The sequence below is a fragment of the Hoylesella marshii DSM 16973 = JCM 13450 genome (assembly GCF_000146675.1).
Classification (GTDB): Bacteria; Bacteroidota; Bacteroidia; order Bacteroidales; family Bacteroidaceae; genus Prevotella; species Prevotella marshii.
The window spans coordinates 1,731,221-1,755,685 of the sequence record NZ_GL397214.1; the positions used below are offsets into that span (position 1 = coordinate 1,731,221).

The window sequence follows — 24,465 nt, forward strand, 5'->3', positions numbered from 1 at the left end:
AAGAAGACGGTAAACAATGAGAAAAATACAAATCAAAGGGAAGGTCGCAGCCTGTTTCGGCGTGGCGATAGGCTTGCTAATGGCAAGCTCGTGGATATCTTGTAAAAACACGAAACAGAACGGTGAAACAGATACAATAGCAGCTCAGAAGCCCTTGGGGCCAGACTTCAACGCCGATTCCGCCTACAGTTTCTGCGCCGCGCAATGTGATTTCGGAGCACGTGTGATGAACTCAAAAGCCCATGACCTTTGCGAACAGTGGATCATCGATAAGTTCCGATCGTTTGGCTGCATAGTCAGCACACAGAAGACGACGGTGAGCGGTTACGACGGAACCCCGCTCCGCTGTACCAACATCATAGCACGGTTCCGTCCCGAGGCCAGCCGTCGCATCCTCCTCTGTGCCCACTGGGACAGTCGGCCGTGGGCAGACAACGACCCCGATAGCACCCAATGGCGTAAGCCCGTTATGGGCGCTAACGATGGTGCCAGCGGTGTGGCAGTGATGTTGGAGATAGCCCGTCTGCTGAAAGCTGACTCCACGCTTCGTATCGGAATAGACTTCGTCTGCTTCGATGCCGAAGATTACGGCACGCCCCAGTGGAGTTCATTGCCTGCAGACGAAAGTTCGTGGGCTTTGGGAGCACAATATTGGGCAAAGAACATTCCCTCCGGCTACAAAGCAGCGTATGGTATAGTGCTCGATATGGTGGGCGGTCAGGGTGCAACCTTTTACCAAGAGGGTTATTCCAAGCAATATGCGGGCAGTATCGTAGATAAGTTTTGGAATGCCGCTCACGCCATCGGCTACAGCAGTTACTTCCCGATAGCCGACGGAGGATTTATCACCGACGACCACGACCCTGTGAACAAATACGCCCAGATACCCACTATCGACATCGTGCCTTATTATCCTAATTGTGCAGAAAGTGCTTTCGGACCTACTTGGCACACTGTCAGCGATGATATGGCGCATATCGACCGCAATACGCTCAAGGCCGTGGGACAGACGCTTCTCCACGTTCTTTTCTCCGAATAACTTCGCTTTCGGGCAACAAAACGGTGGGAGGCTGTGGTGTGGCTATAGGGTAGAACACAATTAAAGATACCCTTCGGCCTTCAGATGATTGGCAGTGGCTGTGAGTTCGGCATACCAATCAGCGCCGAAGCGGCGTGTAAGCGGTTCGCGCAAGAACACGTATAAGGGAATATTCTGTGAGCGTCCTTTTGCTACGGCCTCGCGACAAACATCCCAACGGTGGTAGTTTAAAGCCACGGTACCATCGTCCAGATGCTTCTCACGAATAGGATAGAGCGCACAACTGATGGGCTTCACGAAAGCGCTTTGTCCTGCTCTGTAAGCCCGTTCCAAAGCACAAAAGCAACAGCCGTTCTCATAGCAGGTAAACACACAGTCTTTTCCATGCACGATACTCGTAACTAACTCGCCGTCGCAGTCTGCATAGGCCACGCCGTTGCGGTCGATAACGCTCTGTGCGGAAGCAGAGAGAGAAGGCCAAACGGTGTCTAATGATTGTTCGATGGCAGCTATCTCGTCGGTCGTAACGGGTGCTCCGGCATCGCCCTCGATGCAGCAGATGCCCTTACAAGCATTGAGGTCGCAGCAGAAACACTCGGTGAAGATGTCGGGAGAAAGCAACACATCACCCACTTGAATGATGGGCAGAAGACGTTTGTTCATCGTGTTTTTACCAATCGATGGGTGCTAATCCTTGCTTTTCGAGATAGGCGTTAGCCTGTGAAAAATGGCGATTGCCGAAGAATCCGCCACGGTTGGCCGACAACGGAGAAGGGTGAGCAGCCGTAAGTACAAGGTGTTTGGAGGCATCTATCAGCGGCGCTTTGCTCTTTGCATAGCCGCCCCAAAGAATAAAAACCAACCCTTCGCGTTGCGTACTGAGGGCATGTATCACGGCATCGGTAAAGGTTTCCCATCCGTGATGCTGGTGACTGGCGGCCTGATGGGCTCGTACCGTGAGCGTGGCATTGAGTAAAAGCACACCTTGTTCAGCCCATCGGGTGAGATTTCCGCTTGTCGGCATAGGTTTTCCAAGGTCGGTTTGACGTTCTTTGAAGATGTTGATGAGCGACGGCGGGAAAGGTACACCGTCATTGACAGAGAAGCTCAAACCGTGTGCCTGACCGGGTTCGTGGTATGGATCTTGCCCGATGATGACCGCTTTCACTTGGTGAAAAGGGCAGAGATGAAAGGCATTGAATATCAATCGACCGGAGGGAAAGCACCGGTTTTGTGCATATTCGGCGCGAACAAAATCCGTCAGCGCTTTGAAATAAGGTTTGTTGAATTCTTCGCCGATATGCTCTCGCCAGCTTTCTTCTATTTGTACGTTCATTGATTCTTGCATGATTGATTGTGCGCAAAGGTACGAATAAAGTATGGAAAGACAGCCGGAAGACAGGTAAATCTGCGCAGATGCAGACAGGCATCTGCTGTCATTTTCGAACGGAACTCATATCTGTCTCTTCATCAACTCGTTTTCCATAGGGTGAAAAATGGCGTTTCGCTATTCATTCATTTGCGGGTATGAAGATTATTTTCTAACTTTGCTTCTATAAAAGGAAGGGACAGAAGCACGGATAAGAGACTCTTGCAATCCTTACTATCAGCAAAAGATTTTTCGGATGAAGTGTAAAAAGGACGACCGCATTCGACTATCCGTCCATAAAAAAACATGACAAAACAGTTTATGGAATATACCATCAACATCAAAGGCCGGCTTTTCGACCTCTCACGCCCTTGTGTTATGGGCATTCTCAATGCCACACCCGACTCTTTCTATGCCGGAAGCAGAGTACAGACAGAGCGAGAAATCGCCGAAAGAGCCGAGACTATTCTCCGCGAAGGTGCAGCCATCATAGACGTGGGTGCCTTTTCCACTCGCCCCGGTGCTACGGAAGTAGACGAAAAAGAAGAAATGCGACGATTGCATACCGCCCTGTCTATCGTGAGAAAAGAGCATCCCAAAGCCATCATTTCTGTAGACACATACCGTCCGAATGTAGCTCGGATGGCAGTGGAAACGTATGGCGCAGACCTCATCAACGACGTTTCGGAAGGAGGCATCACGGGGATTGCCGACACGCCGATACACGAACAAGGTAGCATGTTCGCGACTGTAGCCGCTCTTCGCGTGCCTTATATCCTGATGTCTGTCAGGTCTACACTCCGCGACATGATGATTTCGTGGTCGCGAGAGATACAGATGTTGCGCGACTTGGGGCAGAAAGACATCATCTTAGACCCGGGTTTCGGCTTCGGAAAGACCGTGGAACAGAACTACACCATCATGAAGGAAATGGACAGACTGCAAACCTTTCGTCTCCCCATCTTGGTAGGTATCTCACGCAAACGGATGATTCAACACGTTATCAATACCACGGCCGACGAGTCTCTCAACGGAACGACGGCACTCAACACCCTCGCACTGACCAAAGGTGCTGCCATCTTACGGGTGCATGACGTAAGAGAAGCCGTAGAAGCCGTTGCCATTTATGACGCCATGACCCGCCCAGCTTTCACTTTCAAATCCTAACTTACAATGATAGATTTCGGAATAAAAGACATCATAGACATCTTCCTCGTCGCGTTGATATTGTATTACATTTATCGACTGATGAAGGTTTCGCGCTCGCTAAACGTATTTATCGGCATCATGTTCTTCGTATTCGTATGGTTGCTTGTCAGTCAAGTCTTCGAAATGCGTCTGCTCGGTTCCATCATGGATAAGCTGGTGAGTGTGGGTCTTATCACGCTTATCATCCTTTTTCAAGAGGAAATACGCAAGTTCCTCTATACACTCGGTGCTCATCAACGCATACGCAGCATCATGCGAATCTTCTCTTCGTCAGACAAACATAAGGATGCCGACAAAGAAACCATCATGCCTATCGTCATGGCTTGTATGAATATGGCGAAAGGAAAAGTGGGAGCACTCATTGTGATAGAACGGTCGGCACCCCTCGACGACATCGTAGAGACGGGTGAAATCATAGATGCCAACATCAACCAGCGCCTCATCGAAAACATCTTCTTTAAGAACTCGCCCCTCCACGACGGTGCGATGATTATCTCCGGAAAACGCATCCGTGCTGCGGGGTGTATACTCCCCGTGTCTCACAGCTTCGATATTCCCAAGGAACTTGGGCTACGTCATCGTGCCGCCATGGGTATTTCGCAAGACAGCGATGCTGTTGCCGTAGTGGTAAGTGAGGAGACCGGACGCATCAGTGTGGCCATCAAAGGACAGTTCCAGCTACGTCTCTCGGCCGAGAAGTTAGAGAGTATTCTCACCCTTGAGCTGGGTTCACGACATTGATGTCGGGTTAACATGCGTATCGACACCCGCATAAAACTTATGGTATCGGCCGTTTGATTGTCGATGAAAATGAGTAACTTTGCAACGAATTGTAACAGTGATGACAGCATGACAGATGATTTCGACATACGCGAGGAGCGAACAACCGCGGGAGAAAAGGACTTTGAGAACGCTCTCCGCCCGCTAAGTTTCGGCGATTTCAGTGGACAGCAAAAGGTGGTAAACAACCTTGAGGTGTTCGTAGAGGCAGCCAAATACCGCGGCGAACCGCTTGACCATACCCTGCTTCACGGCCCCCCGGGACTGGGAAAGACCACCTTGAGCAACATCATTGCCAATGAGTTGGGCTCCGGATTGAAGATTACCAGCGGTCCCGTGCTCGACAAACCGGGCGACCTCGCCGGAATCCTCACCTCATTAGAGAAGAACGATGTGCTCTTCATCGACGAGATTCATCGCCTTTCGCCCGTAGTGGAAGAGTATCTGTACTCCGCCATGGAAGACTATCGTATCGACATTATGATAGACAAAGGCCCTTCGGCACGCTCTATACAGATAGACCTCAACCCCTTTACCCTCGTTGGAGCCACTACGCGTAGCGGACTGCTTACCGCTCCCTTGCGAGCCCGTTTCACTATCAATCTGCATCTGGAATACTACGATGCCGATACGCTCACACAAATCATCCTGCGTTCGGCGGGTATCCTCGGCGTTCCCATTGCGCCCGATGCAGCTGTGGAGATTGCCGGAAGGAGCCGCGGAACGCCTCGTATTGCCAACGGACTATTGCGCCGTGTCAGAGATTTCGCACAGGTAAAGGGCGACGGACGCATCGACATCGGCATCACACGCCTCGCTCTTTCTGCACTCAACATCGACCAATATGGCCTTGACGAGATAGACAACAAGATTCTGCTCACCATCATCGACAAGTTCAAAGGCGGTCCGGTGGGTGTCTCCACCATTGCAACGGCCATCGGAGAAGACAGCGGAACGGTAGAGGAGGTCTACGAACCCTTCCTTATCATGGAAGGATTCATCAAGCGTACCCCCCGCGGACGCGTAGTGACAGAGCTGGCTTACCGACATTTCGGACGCGACCCCTATCGCAGCAACATCATGACCCCGGGGTTGTTTGATGAATAAAGGAGGATACATTTCGGCATCGCCGTATTCTATATATCAATATAATATTTATCTTTGTAGGTACAATTAAAAAGAAAGAGAGGTTCACATGGATACAATGCAGAGCGTATCGCTGAATATCCCATCATCAGATATGGATTTCTTGAAGCAATTGGTGCATAAAATGGATTGGACATTACACACCGCACACAAAACCAAACAAGAAAACATGCAAGATACCCTCTCGTATGCAGAGAGAGAACTGACAGACCTTGCGGGTAGCCTTGCTGCGCGGAAAGCAGACCATTGGAAGACTTCCAAGGCTAAATGTCTGATAGAAAAATATCAATGAGAGGATTTCTTGATACCAATATCCTGCTGGACTACCCCCCAGAAGAATTCATTCAAAACTATTCATGAAAACAGGAATATTCGTAGGAAGTTTCGACCCGTTCACCATCGGGCATCAGGCGATACTCGACCGTGCACTGCCGTTATTCGACAGAATCGTGGTCGGGGTCGGCGTGAACGAACGTAAAAACTACATGCAGAGCACCGACATCAGGGTGCGAACCATCGCTCATTTGTATCGTAACGAACCGAAAATTACCGTCAAAGCCTACAGCGATCTCACCATAGACTTCGCCGCAAGGGAGAATGCACACTATATTATTAAGGGAGTGCGCAGCATTAAAGATTACGAATATGAACGCGAACAAGCCGACATCAACCGCTCAATAGGTGGCATCGACACCCTCTTCTTCTATTCCGACCCCCAATTCGCTGCCGTCAGTTCCTCGATGGTACGCGAGCTGGCACATTTCGGAAAGGATATCAGTGAATTTTTACCAACCGATAAATAACGTTTAACTATGGCAATGATTACCTACAGCTCAGACGGCATTGAGATGCCAAACATCAGGAAACGCGACACCACAGCATGGATACGCGCCGTTATCAATGCCTACGGAAAACGCGCAGGCGACATCGGCTACATGTTTGTAAACGACAACAAGATACTTGAGATCAACCGACAGTTCCTTCAACACGACTACTATACCGATGTCATCACCTTTGACGATTGCGACGGCAATACCATCAACGGAGATATCGTTATTAGTCTTGATACCGTCAGGTCGAATGCAAAGCTCTACGGAAAGCCGTATGGAGAAGAGTTGCATCGTGTTATCATTCACGGCATCCTCCATCTCTGCGGCCTTAATGACAAGGGGCCGGGCGAACGCGAGCTGATGGAAGCCGCTGAAGATCGCGCGCTCGCCTTGCGCAAGAAGTAACCGGCATGCTGTTTGTCTGACCTTTCTCCCGCCTCTTTTAGGGAATGCCTGCATATTCACGGGTAACAGCATCCCCTTTCTCTCCCAACCCGAAATACCAAGAATCACCTTATTTGATAAATGAAATCCCTCACTTCGCGGCTGCCGATGAGAGAGAGTTGTTACCATCAGCCCCCTTCCCAATCTTTCCCATACAGGTGAAGAACCAGTCGTCATACGCAACAGAGTGTACACCCAATGCCCTTGGGCACTTTGCTTTACTTCCTCTTCGTGTCAGCGAACATCGTTTCCGTTTCGCTTCGCACAACGAACTCCGTTTCAGCACTTGCCTTGGTTATATCGACAGAAAGGTTGCCGACCTTGCTGTGTACAAACGCCATCTGTACCACGGACAAACGGCATCTGTGCCCTGTACAGATGCCGACTTATCCATCGCAACCTTACGACCTTGAAAGATTGTAATCCCGAACGTTTAACCTCAATCGGTCATAAGAACCTGTACAGATTTGGGGTTACAGGAGTATATCAGTGTGTGAGCGAGAGTTTCATACTAAGGCCGAAGTCCTGTGTTGTGGTGGGATAACTGCTACCCGATAGCAATGGCGTGTTCGTCTGTCGGTCATAATAGAAGCTCAGGGTCAGGAGGCGCGAGAGCGTATAGTCGGCCATGAAGCTTAACTTAAAGGCTGTGTTGCCACTGCTGGCGTTACTTGCACAGCCAGCGATGTCGCGACTGATGGCAGCCTGTCGACGATAGCTCAGGTCAAGGCGGAGGTTCAGGTCATGGTTCATGCGGAGGCCTCGCGTGTTTGTTGCAGCAGAAGAGGCCGCTGTCGGTGCATCGGTTGGCGTCTTCTTATTACCTTTTGCACGACGTTTCCCACCATTACCAAAGAGATTTACGTCGTTGATGCGATAGCCCATGCCCACTACCCAGTCGCGGCTTGTGGCTTCGTTGATTTGTATGCTCGTCATGCTAAGGCTCAACACCCGTGTAGTGCGGTATTCGAGCTTGCAGGAGAGGTTGTTCAGAAAGGTCATGTCGATGCCGAGCAACGGGGAGAAAGCCTCATTGATACTCACTTGCGACACGTTGTACATGCTGCTCGGCACAGGATTTCCGGTGGTGGCATCGGTAACGAATCCCAACCCGTTCATGTATTCCATGTAGGTGCTGTAACTGCCGTAGCTGCCCACGGCATAGATACTCTTGTAAGCATGGTTGAGGTTGATGCTCTTGAATACATCGCGGAACCACGGCAGTTCGACCAACCCACTATAACGCACCGTCCAGTTGGGTAGCAACCGAGAGAGCGAAGGGAAGATACTGAGCCCGTTACCTCCCATGCCCGTGTAGGTAGAGAGGAAAGCCGGCACCATGACATCGGCACTGTAACGGTTCACTCCTCCGTTAGCGGGATTGAATACATTGCCGGCCAAGGTACTTCCCTGCGGGTATCGTGCGCCGGCATATTGGCTTTCCACCCGTGTGCGGAAACCGTCTAAAGCATTGCAGAATCGCTCGAACGAAGCCGACCGATACCCGCTGCGGGCATCGCCCACGCCCTCGAAAGCACTGCGCAGGCTAAGGGTTGTCATGGTGAAAGTGCCGCTTTGCGTGGTAGGGGTACCCGTGTACATATATTGTATGCTCCTTGCACGAGTTTCCGTTCGCGAGGCGTTGAGGTCAATCTTCAGGTTTCGTATCGGCTCAAGCGTGAGGCGTATCTGCACATCTTCCGTGCGGTTGGTGGTAGCGGGTGTAGCCACAGAGTCGTTCATCAGCAACCAGCCATTGTCGCGTGCCTTGCCGATATAGTTGTCGTCTACCATTCCAAAGGCAAAGTTGAGCCCGGGAGCGAGCAAGCCCATACCACGCGACTGCCCGAAAGCGTCGCCTACTGTGGGCAGGAAGCCGGGCAGCGAGAGGGCATATTGGTTGCGGTAACTGATGCTGACGGTACGCACCATCATCAGCATGCGGGCTACATGCTGTGCCGTACTGTACCATGGTTGGTTGTCGAGCGGTTCTCGAGGAGTGACGGTGAGCTTCAGCGTAACGGCTGTATCCAATGGATTGGATACCCGGATGCGATTGTCGTCGAGCTTCCGGTACTTCAATTTGAGAACCTTCCCGTCGGTGGTTCTGGCCGCTACGAAGAAGCGGCGGGTTTTCTTGCCATGGTTCACGATGATGGATGTATCGGGCTTAAGCGTAAGCTCCTGCTCATAGCTGCGCTGATTGCGAGGCAAAGCCTTTTTCTTCTCGTCGTCGGGTTGCTTTTCCTGTGGATGGCGTTGCTGTTGCGTCAGTGGGTTTTCGGGGCGCTTACGGGTTTGCGAAGACGGACGCTTACGGAATCGTTCGTTCGTTTTCCGCAGGAACGGGATGTGATCGTAGAGACGCTCCATGTTGAACGTGCCGTTGAGGTTGAATGTTCTATTGGATGTCACGATGCTTCCCAGCGATGTGCCGTCTTCCAAGTGTGTACCTCGCACCCATCCGTAGGTGGCATTGTAGTTGGCATCTGCGTTGATCCAGTCGAATACAGGTAGCAAGTGAAGAGGCAGTTGGTAGGAAGCAGTGAACGTCTGGTTGTAATCGAGGGGTGTACCCATGTGCTTGATGCTCGTCCAAACCGAGTCCTTCCATGCGTGATAACGGTCGGGGTACAGTGACTTGTTTACGGGTGTATAAGGCTCTTCTACCTCTGCATGGGTGGCACTTTGGAAACTTGCGTGCAGATGGTGGGTGAGATCCCACCTTACGGAGAAGTCTCGATTCCACAAGAATTGCTCATTGAATGTAAGAGGAAGTTGCGTTCCGCCTCCACCCATCATGTCTCGTTCCTGCAATTCATAGTAATTACGTATGATTTCGGAGTTGAAAGAAAGGTTTTGGGGTAGCCAGTTCAGGCCGAAGCGTTTCAGAATGTCGAACCATTTGGAGCGATTCCTGATGAGTGCCTTGAAGGGTTCAAAAGTCTTGTAAACGGGAGACCATGTGTAGTTTATGGCACCTCGCCACTTGTCTTCATTCTCATAGACAGTGGTCTTTCCGCTGGTGTTGCGGTGGCTGTGACTATAAGAAAACGAGAAGTTGGCAGGGTCGTAGGGCATGGGGTGGTGTTTCGTGGCGATACCCACACGCATGTTGGAGAGCGAGAAGTTGGTGTTCGTGGTTTTCGTCACGGCAATGCTCTCTATCGAGTCGCGCTCCGAACGGCTTCCGGTGGCATCGAGGGCATCTTTCAGTCGCATATCGGTATCGAGCGGGTTATATTTCGGACTTATCTTCTCCTTGGTCACAGAATAATAGAGCGGCGCAGATACCTTCGCCTTGTCGGGGAAGAATTTGCCAAGTTCCAAGCTGGCTGTCATGCTGTAAGTACCATAATTGTCCTTGGAACGCTCGTTTACACCCTGCTCCAAGCCGCCAAAGCCGTCGGTCATATACTTACCGGCCACATTTACGGTGCCGAAGTCTGAGAGTTGCATGTTGAGGTTTCCTTGTGCCGCCCAGCCACCTTCGTTGTTGTAGTCTCTCAACCGCAGTTCGTTCACCCATATTTCTCCGCTCTTTGCATCGCCGGAATTGTTACGCACGCCTATCATCATGGTATGCACATCGCCCAAAGTGGGGTTGCCCATGATGCTTATCTTGTTGTTCGGGCGGTCATTGTCGTAGAGGCTGAATACCGTGGTATATGAGGTCAGTCCCTGCGCCTTAGCCTTGTTGCGTGCCTTTTTCAGAGCGGTGAATACCGACAGGGGAATGTCAAGCATGTTTTCCTCAGGCCATACGGTGGCACGCGCCTGTCCGGAATACGTATCATAACGCCCCGCGGGAGTAAGACGTAGAGGTATCTCGTATTCATAGTAATTGTTTTTGTAGTCGCTTCCCAAACGGATGAATACGGACAGTTGGTTGTCTGCAAGGTTGGTCGTGTTCTGTTGCAGTGCATTGGCATGCACGAACATTTGCAGGCGCTTGTATTGTCGAAGGTCGAGGCTCGTGTTCTTGTACACGGCCTTAGCCTGTCCCGTAGAGAGATTCGTCACCACCATGTTCAATGCCTGTTCGTTGTTTTCCGTAAGCTGTGGCTGTGAAGGGTCTACTACGCGGCTGATGCCGGGTGGGAGTACATAGTTTACAGGGTCTTTATCGCCATTCTCCTCTATGGATACCGCGCTCACTGCCATGTGACCCGTACCTGCTGAAGAGCCGTTGAGTGGCTGTTCGTAAAGCCGCCAGTCGCCTCTTACAAGGTCGAAACTACCGAATCGCAATACGAGAGGACGCGTGCTGTTTGTCAAAAACATGCGCATAAAACGTATGGAAGTGAAGTCGGAGATGCCACCCTCGCGCCGCTCGTAACGGTCAAGAGGGATGCGAAACTGGTACCATGTAACAGTAGGCTTGCTACCATCGCGCAGGGCCGCAAGGGCTTCGCGCTTGTCTACAATGAAGTTTCTACCCACTACCATATCCTGCGGGCGCAGAGACACATGGTATTGGTAGTACTTTTCATACTCATTGAGCGTATAGTCTTGGTTGATGTCTTCCACATCGGGTGTAGTCTTATAGGAGGTGTCGTAGCCCTCCGGTTGATTGCTCGGTGAGTTTCCTTGGGGGTTGTTGATGCGCTTGTAACGCTCAAGGATTGAAGTCTGCGCACGGTCGAAGTCCGACCCGCGGAAGTAATGATAGTCATCGTTGGCAGGGTCGGCTTGTATTTGTTGGTAGACATCAGGGGCAACATTCGCTTGCACACTCGTCAGGAATGGTTGATAGGGAGTGAACTGTTGCTCCTCAGTATCAGTTAAGCCATTGTATCCCACGTCTTGCAGTTCTCGTGCACCCGCCGATGTAGCGAAGGCATAAGTCACAGTGGCCTGATTCGGAATCCGTCCCCATTGCGTGGTGGTGTAGGCCTGCGACCCATCTACCGGCATACCACTCTCATAAAACTTTTTACCGTCATGCAGCACATCCTCACTGATTTCTCCCAAATTCATGTAGAAGTCGGCACCATACTGCGCCGCATCGCTCTGTGTGTTGCTATAGATAAAGGGGTCGAGTAGCCAGAATTCTATGTATTCGATATTGGCTTTTTCAAAGTCGTTGGTATCCAGTCGACGCATCATTCCGCCCCAACGTTGCTGCGGATGGGGCAGCGTACCGTCGGCATTCAGTGTGGGATCGAAGTTATAAGGGCCACGTTCAGTGGGATAATAGGCAAGGTTGAGGATGGAAAGGGTGGAAAGTGCACCATTGTATGCGCTTTGGTCACGGTTCGGGTATAGCTCCGAGACGGGCACCTCGCGCACATAGTGGTTGCTCAGTTGGGAAATGTCGCTCTTGATGTGGCCGGGGGTAAGCGATGAACTGCGGCGCGTGAAGAGGGGATCTATAGTGTACCACGCCAAACGAGCACGATTGAAACCGCTTCGGAGTGTCGTCTTGTCGGTATGCTCTGCAAACATGGAAGGTACACTTGACAGCACCCACGACGTAGGAGTCGACACATCAATAGTGCTCTTAGTATTCTCGAAGTCGTCGAGATAGGAGGCATTATCTTGCGTGCCCCTGTTCTTACCGGCAATGAGTTGGGCAAACTCGGCATTCAACTGTATATAAGAAGGGGCTGTCACATGCAGAAAGGGTATTTTGTCGAGCATATGTGTGAGCCATTGACTCTCCTTTTTCCAATTCAGGTTTATCCCCCAGAGTGTATTGTTGAGGGGCTCGCTGCCCATAGATACCTTGGAAGTGAGCGACTGCTCCGACAGATGTTGGAAGGTGCCGCCCAGCTGGAAATTCTTCGAGAAGTCGTATAGCCAATTCAGCCCTAACATAGTCTTGCGCTGCTGCCCATAGTCGGTATTGCTTTCGAGCGACACATTGACGGGCGTACCTGCGTCGAGAATGCTCTGATTGAGTATAGTCACTTCACCTGCGGAGTAGTCTACGCTGTAGTCAGACCCCTCCGAGAGGGTGACACCGCCTGCAGTCACTTTGACCGAACCCTGCGGCACGTTGTATGCTCCTAACGAAATGATGTTGGCCGAAGTGCCGCGAAACTGACCGGCAAGCACAAACTTATCTTTCTCGGCCATCTGTTTGGCCACGGTCTTGGTGGAGTCATACAGCTCCGTGAAGCTATAGGATGAGGCTTTCGTTGCCGATACGCCTCGCTGCAAGAGGTAGTTGTAGAGGTTTTGACCAAAGGGTTCTACCTTGGGCAAAAACACTCTGCCACCGGCCACCGTGTAGCCTTCCACGTAGTCGAAGTAACCATTGGCATGAGGCTTATTATTATTGTCGAGGCGGTCGGCACCCACTGCTTTGATGAGCGGGTCGTTCTTGACCTGCTGCTCCGGCAGATAGTTGAGATACACGCCTGTAGTATCGCTCCGATACTTAATATCCATACGGAATCTATCTCGCTCAACGGAGGAGGCCAGATAGTAAACGTTTTTCATCATGAGGTCCCAGTTACCCTGCTTGGGATGGTTACTCGTGTTCTTCAGAGACTTGACAAAGAGTGCTTTATTCACGTCTGACACATCGGACGCAAACTCACCGACCTGATATGTCATGCCACCATATGTATATTCGTATGCCACTGCGAGCACTTGATCTGTCTGTATGCCACTGCGTAGAGACACATAGCCGAGGGCATTGTTTACGGTATACTCGGAGGCATTCAGCAGACGGGCACTCTCCAACTTCTCGTAATCAGTACCTCCGGTGAAGCCTGCAATGGCATCGAGCACGGTGCCGGTGCGATCAATATCGCGGGCATCGGCATAGGTAGTCGTCATGGCACCATATTCCGTATTGGCACTGTTGGCAGGTACGGGTACGCCCAAGGCCGCCCACAAGGGGTTAGAGATACGTGTGTTTTCGCCCAAGTCGGTCAGTGCGATGATATTCCGCGTATTGGCGGTCGTACCGGTTTTGTTGGTCACCCATATCTCCACACGGTTGATTTTTACGCCTGTCATGAGGTTCGGCAGCGATTGCATGGCCTTGTCGTAGATACTCCGGAAGTATTGAGACAGGAAGAAGTGGCGGTTCTCCTCGTAGTCGGCTGCATCTATCTCAAAGGGTGTCAGCTGTACGCCGCCCCTTGATGACACACTCTTAGTAGATGATTTCTTCTGTGAAAGCACGGTTTGCAGTTTCAGTTTGCCAAACTGCATGTCGGTACGAATGCCGAAGAGTGAACTTGCGCCGGTGATAAGCGAGGAGTTGGAAGGGAAAGAGACATTACCTGCCTCCACGAGTTTGATAATTTCGTCTTCCTTACCTTCGTATTTCAGTTTCAGATTCTGTGCATCAAAATCGAACGTAGCATCCGTGTTGTAATTGAGGTTCATATCCACCTTATCCCCCACTTTACCCTTTACGCTCACATTTATCTTCTCATCGAAGTTCATGGTGGTGGTCTTTCGGTTGCGGATGGGCAACGATGGATTGTCGATATTTTTCAGTGTGGCACCGAATTTCAGCTCGGCCGACCCCTGTGTCTTGATTCTCACGCCCCCAGGTCCGAATATCTTCTCTGCCGGACCGAGGTCGAAGTGCATGTCGGAGAAATCGAATTTCTCCTTGCCTTTAGCTTGATAGATTTCGGCATTCTTCGACCGGAAATAGGCGTTCATTGTTTTACGGAAGCTCCACGCACGGTATTCCTCCGGTGTCATCATGAGGGGAGCGTCGAGATAAGTCCCGCCCATTTTCGCACCGAAGACATATTGCCCTAACGTATCGTTGTATATCGCATCTTGCTTCAGATTGCCGGGGCGTGCCAAATCGGCCGCCCCTTGATGTAGGTCGTTCACAGTGAGGGGTACGGTGCGTTGCACCTTCCATCGAGGATGTAGCAGACTGTCGGGTATCGTGTCCTCCTCTATCTCTACCGCCGCAGGTGGCACACTCGCTACCTTGCTGTCCTTCCGTGTCTTATCGTCTTGCCGTTCATGGCGGAGTGCAATGTTTCCTGCCGGCATCGAAATGATGTTGGAAAACAGAAAGCATACCGACACAGCGGCGATGTAACGGAGCGATTTCATCATAGAATCTACCTGCGGTCACGGACGTTCCACCTTTGCAAGGGAAGGAGCGGCGAGTAATATTACTTAATCATCTTCAACGCCTGCTTCACTACTTGCTCTACGGGTAGGTCGGGGTGCATCTTCAGTATCTCGACAACCACTTTCGAGGAGGGTGCCGGGGAGAAACCCAACATAGTGAGAGCACCCACGGCCTCGTCTTTCACGGCACTGTTCGTGGCAACGACATGACCGGCCGTGGTAGGCAATTCCTGTGCAATACCCGATGAAACAATCTTGTCTTTCAGGTCGATGATAATACGTTGGGCTGTTTTCAGCCCGATGCCTTTCACACCTTTCAGCATTCGTTCGTCGCCTGTGGAGATAACGTTGCACAACTCGGCCGTTGTCATAGCCGAGAGAATCATACGCGCGGTGTTGGCTCCTACACCCGAAACACTGATAAGCAGCCGGTACAACTCCCGCTCCTGACGGGTGAAGAAGCCATAGAGCGTGAAGGAGTCATCGCGTCCACCGGCTGACAACACCTCGTGTACATAGAGTTTCACCTCCTTTTTACCCTGTACGGAAGTGTAGGTGTTAAGCGAGATATTGAGCGCGTAGCCTACGCCCGATGCTTCTATCACAGCTAAGGCTGGGGTAGCTTCGGAGAGTTCGCCTTTGATGTATTCTATCATTGTCTTCTTTTTTTATTCGTTTATATACCTGATTATAAACGCCAATCTTAGCACTTTATTGTGTACATACAGACTTGTCGGTACAATCGTTCTCCCACCTCATCAGGTTTCCCATCCAAAAGATGGCACAACCACCACAAGTGTAAGCGCCGAAAACAACGTTCTCTGTGCGAAGCGGAGCAGAAACGAAGTTCGCTGACACGAAGAGGAAGCAAAGCAAAGAGCGCAATATGTCAGCCCAGTGCATCGCGTTGGGTATAGGGCAATTCCCTAAATGGAGCGCTGTAGGTGCGACAGAATCTCCCAACCGATACGATTTGCCGCGAGAAAGGTTACCGACCCATCCACATACAAACGCCACCTGCACATAGAACAAATGCCATCTGTACGGGGCATGAATGCCGACTTATCTATCGTCACTTTACAATCCTTACCCCCATTGGTCATGAAGACCTATATAGAAAGCCATGTCATCTCTAATTAAAAATGGCAGATGAGCCGTCTCCTGACCGATGGGGGTTTAGGAGATAGTACGGAAATGTCGGTTGTAAGATGGCTTAACAAGCAAGGTATGCAAGGCACAGGAAAGGCACGGATAAGGGAAAGAATCCACAGCAGAGCGGAACACGTATCGGGATTTTTCCGTATCTTTGAACCTCAATCGGTCATGAGAGCCTATACAGATTTTGTTTGATGGTCGAATAGATTGTTTGTCGTCCTATCAAGGCGTAGCGGGCTACGTCGAGAGAGGGCGGCAGACAAGATGCCGACAAGCGAATAAAAGATGATAGGGAGCCATAGATGCAATATTGAAATGGTACATAAGCGGTCTCATGGCTGATGGGGATGAACGCCCATAGACACACCGGAGGCAGCAAAGTCGGATACCGGAGGAAAATATGTCCCTACAAATAAGGGATAAATGATGAGACAGAACATATGAAAGTGATAGACGATACAGACGAAAAACGACAAAGCGGGATGAACGAAACGGCATATGCCATTCTCTTCATCATCAGTATATCCCACTTCCTGAACGACATGATACAGTCGGTCATCCCCTCTATTTACCCCATTCTCAAGGAACAATACCGTTTCACATTCGCCCAGATAGGTATGATTACGCTATGTTTCCAACTTACTTCCTCCATTCTGCAACCCGTCACAGGACATTGGGCAGACCGCCATCCGCGGCCTTATTCGCTATCGGTGGGCATGTGTTTCACGCTGGTCGGCCTTCTAATGTTAGCCTTTGCCGACAGTTTTGTGTTGATACTGTCGGCCGTGAGTGCTATCGGTCTGGGTTCTTCCGTGTTTCATCCCGAATCCTCGCGGGTGGCACAGCTGGCTTCAGGCGGGAAGAAAAGCCTTGCGCAATCTATCTTTCAGGTAGGTGGTAATGGGGGAAGTGCCTGCGGTCCGTTGTTAGCTGCACTCATCGTACTACCTTTTGGGCAAGTCTCTATCGCTTTCTTCGCAGTGGCAGCCATCCTTGCTTCCGGACTGCTCTACAAAGTGGGACGATGGTATGGTGCGAAACTCGTGGGTATGACCGGCCACACCGCCACACGCCAGACGAAAACAATACCCCTGTCGAGGCACACGGTGCACACAGCCATGTTCATTCTCGTGGCACTCATCTTCTCGAAATACTTCTACCTGTCGTGTATGACGGCATACTTCACGTTTTTCCTTATTGATAAGTTCGGCGTTTCGGTGCAGACCTCTCAGCTTTGCCTCTTCGCCTTTTTGGCTGCATCTGCTGTAGGGACATTAGGCGGAGGCCTGTTGGGCGATCGTTACGGTAGGAAGTACGTCATCTGGGGTTCTATCCTCGGTGCCGCCCCCTTTGCCTTGTTGCTGCCTTACGTCAATCTGCCGCTCACCATTTTATTGGCAATCATCATCGGACTTGTTATCTCTTCAGCCTTTTCTTCTATAGTGGTCTACGCCACCGACCTCCTACCCAACAAGGTGGGCATGGTGTCCGGCATGTTTTTTGGTCTGATGTTCGGTTTGGGTGGCATCGGTTCCGCCTTTTTCGGATGGTTAGCCGACCACACGGGTGTGGCATTTATCTTTCGCATCAGTGCGCTGCTGCCGCTGTTAGGTATTATCGCCGGTTTCCTGCCCGATACGAAGAAGATGGTCTGACAATGGCGAGGCAGTAACTTTCCTTTACGCGAGTTCTGGATAAGGCTATCGGACTGTAAGCCCCGACGGGGCGTAAGACCTTAGGCAGGGTGTGAAGCTCGTAAGAGCGCCCCCCCTAACAAGCATGTGCAGAAAGATGAATCCCGCAGGGGTGACAGAGGATTGAGTTTAGTTTTCTGTCGCCCCTTTGGAGTTATTGGATGAGATTCTCTTATCCCGAACTCACGTAGATAGTTAGAGGGCAACCGCCTTTACAATATGATTTCACCTCACGAGATATAAGGAATATTAAATTCCCATCACATCCTTATAATCCCTTATCCACGTCTGTATAACTCATTATACACGTTTGTATAACTCATTATACACGTTTGTATAACTCATTATACACGTTTGTATAACTCATTATCCACGTCTGTATAACTTCATTATCCACGTTTGGAGAGTTTGTTATCTACGACGGGAAATTTGTCTCTTCACGGTGGAAAATATTTCCCTTCATGAAGGGAATTTGTATTTCCTATCGTAAAGACGATGATAAACCATGTTTCATCGACTTGATTATCTAACTACGCGAGTTCGGGATAAGGCTATCGGACTGTAAGCCCCGACGGGGGTATTAGACGAGATCTCTTATCCAGAACTCGCGTTTCCTTTGGGCTTCTCCATCAACGGGAAACGGAAGAACATGAAAAAAGACCGCCATCCGCAACAGTTGCAGACGACGGCCGATAGGCTATCGGTAGGACTATTTCCGTCAGGCGGGTGTCTCCACTTTCTTGTGTTTCTTGGCTTTGAACTTGTCGAAGCCCTTGCCATAAACACCGATAACTGCGCTCTGAGAAACAAAGGCATCAGGGTCTACCTCGTTGATAAGGTTGAATATTTGTCCCGACTCCCGCTTCTTGGCTAATACGAAAAGCATCTGCACCTCGTGTCCGGAGTAGAAGCCCTTACCGTTCAACACGGTGCAACCACGGTGCGGACGCATGTTGATTTGCCGTCCTATCTCCTCATATTTATCGGAGATAATAAAGAATTGTACCGACTGTCGCATGGAGTTCACCACTTGATCTACGCATTGTGCGGAGATAAACAGCACCACGTACCCGTAGATTACCTTTTCCCAATCTTTCAAAACCAAGTAACTCGAGGTAATGATGATGATGTCGCAGATAAGAATCACCCGTCCGAGCGAGATGTCCTTGTATTTATTCACAATGGCAGCCACGATGTCGGTACCCCCTGCACTGCCGTTGGCAGATAGTCCGAGTCCCACTCCGCTACCACAGAAAATGGCACCGAGCACGCTTGCCATGAACGGTTGATCAGCAAGCAAATGGAAGTTTCCCGTGTAATGTGTAATAACGGAGATAGACAGAGTGAGGATAGTGACCCCATAGATGGTTTTCACGCAGAACTTGAAACCGAGTATCTTCAAAGCCAACAGTAGCAGACCAATGTTAATGGTGAAGTATGTGAACTGTACGGGTATGCCAAATCCCCAATAAACAATAGAGGCAATACCCGGTACGCCGCCATTGGTAATGTCGTTGGGAAGCAGGAAAATTGTCCATCCGATGCAGTAGGAAAGCATGGCGATGGCAATAAGAATGTAGTCACGAATCTCTTTCAATACGGTTGCTCTGTCAGGTTTTCTCATGTTGGTAGATATTTTTTCAGCCGCCAAAGGTAACGCAACTATGTGAAACTACAAAATAAAAGCATTGAAAAAGCAGAGCGGTGGACAAAAACACGACTTTTTTATATCGCTTTTCGCCGTATAGAAGAGGGCGGAAGTATCGGCAGGTGGTGTGCAGTATGCTTTCCGATGAAGTCCTTCCGCATTCCGCAAGCCTCAACGTCGCTCTTTGAAGAAGCGTTGCATCAGTTCCCTGCACTCTTCGGCGAGGATACCACCCATGACTTCTGTCTTAGGATGCAACACGTCGGGGGCATAAAGACGATAACCGCGCTTGGTATCGGACGCACCGTAAACGATACGCGATAGTTGCGCCCATGCCAATGCACCGGCGCACATGGGGCAAGGCTCTACGGTGACATAGAGAGTGCATCCGGTCAAGTACTTGCCTCCCAGCGCATCGGCCGCCGCTGTAATGGCTTGCATCTCGGCATGGGCGGTCACGTCGTGCAGGGTCTCTGTCAGGTTATGTGCCCGCGAAAGGATGCGTCCCTTGCAAACGATGATGGCACCCACGGGAATCTCTCCTTCCTCAAAAGCCATCTCTGCCTCGGCTAATGCCTTGCGCATGAATGCCTCATCGGTCTTTGTCGGATCTTCGGTCGGCGATGCATGGTGTGAGTGTTCGGGTTGTTTCATGGTACAAAAATAGTATATTTCAGTGAAACACCCTTTGTGAAACCGGTGAAAAATAGTACTTTTGTACACTATAAGTAAGAAAGAACATGGCAGCACACAACGAATTAGGACAATGGGGTGAGGAGAAAGCCGCCGAATATTTGATAAAGAAGGGCTTTTATATACGTCACCGTGATTGGAAAAGCGGGCATCGAGACATTGACCTCGTGGCTATCGACGAAGACAGTACAATATTGCTGTTCGTAGAGGTGAAGACCCGACAGACCGACTTCTACGGTTCACCCGACGAAGCAGTAGATAGGGAAAAGCGTAAAAACCTACTCGCAGCAGCCCACGAATACATATTGGCCTACCATATGGGGTGGATTGAACAGCGTTTCGATATCATTTCTGTTGTGGGCACAAACGATGAAAACGTGAAAATAACCCACATTGAAGACGCTTTCGGCATACTCCTCTGACCCGACAGACCGACACAGATGAATATAAAAAGGATAAGACTCGACCATACGGATTCTACCAACCACTATCTACAAAGCCATAAGGAAGGGAACGAATGCGATGCAGACATGGTGGCAGTGACGGCCGAATACCAATCGGATGGCCATGGGCAAGGCTCCAACAACTGGGAAAGCGAGCGTGGGAAGAACCTTCTTTGCAGCCTATTAGTACGTCCGAAAGGTGTGAAAGCGGCGGCACAATATGTCTTATCCATGGGTGCGGCACTATCGGTAATGGATGCCTTGGCGGCTTATACGGCCGACATTAGTGTGAAATGGCCTAACGACATCTACTATAAAGACCGTAAGATATGCGGCATTCTCATTACTTGCAGCCTAAGCGGGGCATACGTAACCGACTGCATCTGCGGTATCGGGCTGAACATCAACCAGACCTGTTTCACAAGCGATGCCCCCAATCCCATCTCCCTTGCCCAAATCATTGCTGCAGAGACCGACCGCGAAGCGGTGTTGAACCGCATCATAGAGGCTTTTAAACGATATTTGGAACGAATCGACTGTGGCGATTACGGTTTTGTTTCCTCCCTTTACAAGGCCTCGCTCTACCGTAAAGATGGCTTTCATACCTACCGAGACAGCCACGGTCTCTTTGAGGCGACCATCGACGATGTGAAAGACAACGGCCATTTGGTGCTGAAAGATCGCACCGGACAGCGGCACACTTACGCCTTCAAAGAGGTAACATTTATCATTGGAAACGACTAACTAAATTCATATAACGACACATGACAAAGTATAAAAGGATACTTCTGAAGCTCAGCGGCGAGAGTCTGATGGGCATGCAACACTATGGCATAGACGCTCAAAGGCTGACAGACTATGCTGCACAAATCAAAGAAGTGCACGACATGGGGGTACAGATAGGTATTGTTATCGGTGGCGGCAACATTTTCAGGGGGCTAAGCGGTGCCTCGAAAGGGTATGACCGCGTGAAAGGAGACCAGATGGGCATGTGTGCTACCGTTATCAATTCCTTGGCACTTAGCTCTGCCTTGGAGGCTCAGGGTGTGAAGAACAAGGTGCTGACGGCTATCCGCATGGAGCCTATCGGCGAGTTCTACAGCAAAGGAAAGGCATTGGAAGCCATGCAGACCGGCCATGTGTGCATCTTCTCTGCCGGAACGGGGAGCCCTTATTTCACCACTGATACAGGTAGCTCGCTGCGCGGAATAGAGATAGAGGCCGATGTCATGCTGAAAGGAACGCGGGTAGACGGCATCTATACCGCCGACCCTGAGAAAGACAAATCGGCCGTGAAGTTCGACGAGATTACCTACGATGAGATTTACACGCGCGGCCTCAAGGTGATGGACCTTACTGCCACCACGATGTGTAAGGAGAACGGCTTGCCTATCTATGTGTTTAACATGGACGTAAAAGGCAACCTGAAACGCGTGATGGAGGGAGAGAAGATAGGTACGCTGGTACACAACTGACCCCTCTTTTCGGCTATGGAAGAGAAAGGTATGCACACCACGACCGAACTTCATATCGACGGGTACCACCGCGGAGAGGGCTTTTCCATTGCTCACTACGCCGCGTCGCTACCTGTGAAGGAGTATGTGACCGACTATCGCGACGAAGAGAAGTTTATCGGGTTTTGCAAGCAATGCCGCCGATACGGCACTACGTGGACATGCCCTCCCTATGATTTCGATACCACCCGCTATATTGAGGCCTATCGACAGGCTATCATCATAGGGTCGAAAATTGTATTCAATGCGGAAAAACGTGCCGCCTGCACCACAGCAGAAGCGGCTATCAAAACGGCAAAAACGGGCATGGCGCAGGCTTTCAAGGTAGTAACACGGTTTCTCAGAATGCTGGAGAAGACCTATCCCGACAGCATCTGTTTCCTCGGAACGCACTGCTTGCTCTGCGGCACTCTGCCTTGCACACGATTGAAAGGGCTACCCTGTCGTCATCCCGACAAGGTGCGTCACTCGCTGGAATCGGTAGGCTTCGACATCGGAAAGACCACCGACCGCCTTTTAGGTATCGAGTTGAAGTGGAGCAACGACGGAAGTTTGGTAGAATATATAACGGTGGTAACGGCACTCTTTACCAACCACGACATAGACCTCTCGCCTTATATGCGGTAAAAAAGTAACGGGAATACCTGCTGAGAGGTATTCCCGTATTCTGTTTATAGCCCCGTATGACGGTGCAGACGGGCAAAGTTGTCTTCCCAAATATCGTTCATGCTATCAAGGTCTTCGGGCAACGCATAGTCCGTAATGCCTAAAATATAGTCATTGGTCAGCTCGCTTTTGCTCATGCGTAGCTCCCAATACTCGTTTGGTTCGGCATCGTCTGTCCATTGTAGTCGTACCGCCTTGTTCTTCACGATGCGCAGAACACGTGCTTCGCGCACTTCGTGGTGGCTATGAATGTTACCCCATATAAAACGGAAGCCCCCTTCGGTCTCTTCCACAGTATCTGCAATCCATTTCTCTAGCCCATGGGCACTGCTGATGATTGACCAGATAACATTCTCTGCATTTGAGGCGAGTTCTTTCTCTATGTATATCGGTTGTTTTTCCATTTCCGTTTTCTCCGCTCAACGGAGTATGAGTTGACGCGTACAAAAATAATAAATTTTCCCGTAAAACCCATATTTTCCTTTGTTTATTTTGCAGATGTAGGATTTTTATATTACCTTTGCAGCCGCAAACAAGCCATTGCGATGGCGGGATAGCTCAGCTGGTTAGAGCGCATGATTCATAATCATGAGGTCACCGGTTCAATCCCGGTTCCCGCTACAAAGCGCAAAGACGAGGAGACGTTTTCGGTCTTCTCGTCTTTTTTATTCCCTTTTATCGGTGATAGATGCCTTAGTCTTAGGGATTTCCCTACCCTGCTTTGGGGAAATTCTATGCGGTTTTCTCCCCTCAATTTCGTAATTTTGCGGTATCAATGTATCATCTGTTTAAACAAGAAAGCGTATGAAAAAGAGTATGATATGGGCAGTTTCGGCCGTGATGTTGGTCAGTAGCTGTGACACGTATACCGGTGCCGGAGCCTACGCTGGCTCAACGTTGGGGTCTATTCTCGGCTCTGCGATAGGCGGCATCAGTGGTGGAGCACGAGGCAGCGATATAGGTTCTATCGTGGGAATGGCGGGCGGAGCTGCTATCGGTGCCGCTATCGGAGCACAGGCTGATGCCAAGCAGGAGGAAGCCTGCATCAGCAGAAAACAGGAATGGTCGAACCGGCAAAGGTACGATGACGATGCATGCAACCACCCAACATACAGTAACGACTTTACAGACAGCAGCAGGAACGAGACAACTGCCGAAGGAGACAACCGCATATACGACTTCGACGGTACCGACTATACGGGGGCTTACACCGCACAAGTGCCTAAGACCGGCGAATGGCAAGTGGGAGATGAGGAACACGTGGAAGGAAGCAACACCGACTGTCTGCCGGTGGAAATACGTCATGCACGGTTTGTAGACGACAACCAAGACCATCGTATCAATCGCGGAGAGCTAAGTAAAGTTATCTTCGAGGTGATGAACCGCACCGACAAGACACTTCTCGACGTGCAACCCACCGTGGTGGAGACGACGGGCAACAAGCATATCTACGTATCACCTGGCATACACGTTGAGCGCATTGCACCGGGGAAAGGCATTCGATATACCGCTTTGGTAAAGGCCGATAACCGATTGAAAAATGGTAATATTACCATTCGCATCTCCGTTTTGCAGGGCGATGGCAACGTCATTTCCCAAGTTACTCAATTCGACATCCCTACACAAAAGTAATCCTACCGAGAACCGGCAATACACAGAGCCTACCCATAGGATGCAAAAGGTGGAGGGAAAGATGACCTCTCATCGAACATGAGGCGGCTCATCTACCCTATTTATAGAGATAAGTCGGTATTCGTACCACGTACAGATG

The 24,465-nt window shown here is 50.4% G+C and carries 20 protein-coding genes, 1 tRNA gene and 1 pseudogene; 15 read left to right on the forward strand and 7 right to left on the reverse strand.

What is annotated here, in order from left to right; translation table 11 throughout:
- The first annotated feature begins 16 nt into the window (after positions 1-16).
- On the forward strand, positions 17-1,039 hold the full coding sequence (locus HMPREF0658_RS07255; RefSeq protein WP_006949775.1) for a M28 family peptidase: 1,023 nt from the start codon (positions 17-19) through the stop codon (positions 1,037-1,039).
- A 60-nt stretch (positions 1,040-1,099) separates the two neighbouring features.
- On the opposite strand, the gene HMPREF0658_RS07260 is transcribed toward HMPREF0658_RS07255, so the two are convergent.
- Entirely contained in the window at positions 1,100-1,702 is a 603-nt protein-coding gene (locus HMPREF0658_RS07260; protein ID WP_006949777.1) for a DUF3109 family protein, read from the reverse strand.
- 7 nt (positions 1,703-1,709) lie between these two features.
- Positions 1,710-2,375: a uracil-DNA glycosylase gene (gene ung, locus HMPREF0658_RS07265; protein WP_024990823.1), complete on the reverse strand. Its 666-nt coding sequence runs from the start codon at positions 2,373-2,375 to the stop codon at positions 1,710-1,712.
- Between the two features lie 339 nt (positions 2,376-2,714).
- Here ung and folP point away from each other — a divergent pair, with 339 nt between their 5' ends.
- From folP to HMPREF0658_RS11865, 7 genes are all read left to right on the forward strand, one after another.
- Positions 2,715-3,575: a dihydropteroate synthase gene (gene folP / locus HMPREF0658_RS07270; RefSeq protein WP_006949782.1), complete on the forward strand. Its 861-nt coding sequence runs from the start codon at positions 2,715-2,717 to the stop codon at positions 3,573-3,575.
- 6 nt (positions 3,576-3,581) lie between these two features.
- Positions 3,582-4,358 carry a diadenylate cyclase CdaA gene (gene cdaA / locus HMPREF0658_RS07275; RefSeq protein WP_006949784.1) on the forward strand — a complete coding sequence of 259 codons (777 nt, stop codon included), beginning with the start codon at positions 3,582-3,584 and terminating at the stop codon, positions 4,356-4,358.
- A 108-nt stretch (positions 4,359-4,466) separates the two neighbouring features.
- On the forward strand, positions 4,467-5,504 hold the full coding sequence (gene ruvB, locus HMPREF0658_RS07280; protein WP_024990824.1) for a Holliday junction branch migration DNA helicase RuvB: 1,038 nt from the start codon (positions 4,467-4,469) through the stop codon (positions 5,502-5,504).
- Between the two features lie 88 nt (positions 5,505-5,592).
- A complete protein-coding gene (locus tag HMPREF0658_RS07285; protein WP_006949789.1) occupies positions 5,593-5,835 on the forward strand; it encodes a hypothetical protein in 243 nt (80 codons plus the stop codon).
- A 64-nt stretch (positions 5,836-5,899) separates the two neighbouring features.
- Positions 5,900-6,346 (forward strand): pantetheine-phosphate adenylyltransferase, encoded by a 447-nt coding sequence (gene coaD / locus HMPREF0658_RS07290; RefSeq protein WP_006949791.1) that lies wholly within the window; start codon positions 5,900-5,902, stop codon positions 6,344-6,346.
- Positions 6,347-6,361: 15 nt separating this feature from the next.
- The gene (gene ybeY / locus HMPREF0658_RS07295; protein ID WP_024990825.1) at positions 6,362-6,778 is read left to right on the forward strand and encodes an rRNA maturation RNase YbeY; all 417 of its coding nucleotides are present in this window, start codon (positions 6,362-6,364) and stop codon (positions 6,776-6,778) included.
- Positions 6,779-6,891: 113 nt separating this feature from the next.
- On the forward strand, positions 6,892-7,230 hold the full coding sequence (locus HMPREF0658_RS11865) for a hypothetical protein (RefSeq protein ID WP_238305446.1): 339 nt from the start codon (positions 6,892-6,894) through the stop codon (positions 7,228-7,230).
- 73 nt (positions 7,231-7,303) lie between these two features.
- Here HMPREF0658_RS11865 and sov read toward each other — a convergent pair.
- Together sov and ruvA are read right to left on the reverse strand one after the other, a co-directional pair.
- Positions 7,304-14,698, reverse strand: a pseudogene (sov, locus tag HMPREF0658_RS07300) (T9SS outer membrane translocon Sov/SprA); the annotation flags it as partial.
- 224 nt (positions 14,699-14,922) lie between these two features.
- Positions 14,923-15,537, reverse strand: coding sequence for a Holliday junction branch migration protein RuvA (gene ruvA, locus HMPREF0658_RS07305; protein WP_006949797.1), 615 nt, complete (start codon positions 15,535-15,537; stop codon positions 14,923-14,925).
- 939 nt (positions 15,538-16,476) lie between these two features.
- Here ruvA and HMPREF0658_RS07310 point away from each other — a divergent pair.
- Positions 16,477-17,691 carry an MFS transporter gene (locus HMPREF0658_RS07310; RefSeq protein ID WP_006949801.1) on the forward strand — a complete coding sequence of 405 codons (1,215 nt, stop codon included), beginning with the start codon at positions 16,477-16,479 and terminating at the stop codon, positions 17,689-17,691.
- Positions 17,692-18,448: 757 nt separating this feature from the next.
- Here HMPREF0658_RS07310 and HMPREF0658_RS07315 read toward each other — a convergent pair.
- On the reverse strand, positions 18,449-19,354 hold the full coding sequence (locus HMPREF0658_RS07315) for a YitT family protein (protein WP_006949803.1): 906 nt from the start codon (positions 19,352-19,354) through the stop codon (positions 18,449-18,451).
- Between the two features lie 195 nt (positions 19,355-19,549).
- Positions 19,550-20,032 carry a nucleoside deaminase gene (locus tag HMPREF0658_RS07320; RefSeq protein ID WP_006949811.1) on the reverse strand — a complete coding sequence of 161 codons (483 nt, stop codon included), beginning with the start codon at positions 20,030-20,032 and terminating at the stop codon, positions 19,550-19,552.
- A gap of 86 nt (positions 20,033-20,118) precedes the next feature.
- Between HMPREF0658_RS07320 and HMPREF0658_RS07325 the strand changes: the two genes are divergently transcribed.
- Genes HMPREF0658_RS07325 through HMPREF0658_RS07340 form a run of 4 tightly spaced genes read left to right on the forward strand, consistent with a single transcriptional unit; the run spans position 20,119 to position 22,655 of the window.
- Positions 20,119-20,493: a YraN family protein gene (locus HMPREF0658_RS07325; protein WP_006949812.1), complete on the forward strand. Its 375-nt coding sequence runs from the start codon at positions 20,119-20,121 to the stop codon at positions 20,491-20,493.
- A gap of 18 nt (positions 20,494-20,511) precedes the next feature.
- A complete protein-coding gene (locus HMPREF0658_RS07330; RefSeq protein ID WP_006949813.1) occupies positions 20,512-21,258 on the forward strand; it encodes a biotin--[acetyl-CoA-carboxylase] ligase in 747 nt (248 codons plus the stop codon).
- A 20-nt stretch (positions 21,259-21,278) separates the two neighbouring features.
- A complete protein-coding gene (gene pyrH / locus HMPREF0658_RS07335) occupies positions 21,279-21,989 on the forward strand; it encodes a UMP kinase (protein WP_006949814.1) in 711 nt (236 codons plus the stop codon).
- A 15-nt stretch (positions 21,990-22,004) separates the two neighbouring features.
- Entirely contained in the window at positions 22,005-22,655 is a 651-nt protein-coding gene (locus tag HMPREF0658_RS07340; protein WP_006949815.1) for a DUF2284 domain-containing protein, read from the forward strand.
- Positions 22,656-22,699: 44 nt separating this feature from the next.
- Here the strand turns inward: HMPREF0658_RS07340 and HMPREF0658_RS07345 are convergent, their stop codons facing one another.
- On the reverse strand, positions 22,700-23,098 hold the full coding sequence (locus tag HMPREF0658_RS07345; protein ID WP_006949816.1) for an START-like domain-containing protein: 399 nt from the start codon (positions 23,096-23,098) through the stop codon (positions 22,700-22,702).
- A gap of 143 nt (positions 23,099-23,241) precedes the next feature.
- Between HMPREF0658_RS07345 and HMPREF0658_RS07350 the strand changes: the two genes are divergently transcribed.
- Both HMPREF0658_RS07350 and HMPREF0658_RS07355 read left to right on the forward strand, forming a co-directional pair.
- Positions 23,242-23,315: transfer RNA gene (locus HMPREF0658_RS07350), tRNA-Met, on the forward strand.
- Between the two features lie 183 nt (positions 23,316-23,498).
- Positions 23,499-24,326, forward strand: coding sequence for a hypothetical protein (locus tag HMPREF0658_RS07355; RefSeq protein ID WP_006949817.1), 828 nt, complete (start codon positions 23,499-23,501; stop codon positions 24,324-24,326).
- The last annotated feature ends 139 nt before the right edge of the window (positions 24,327-24,465 follow it).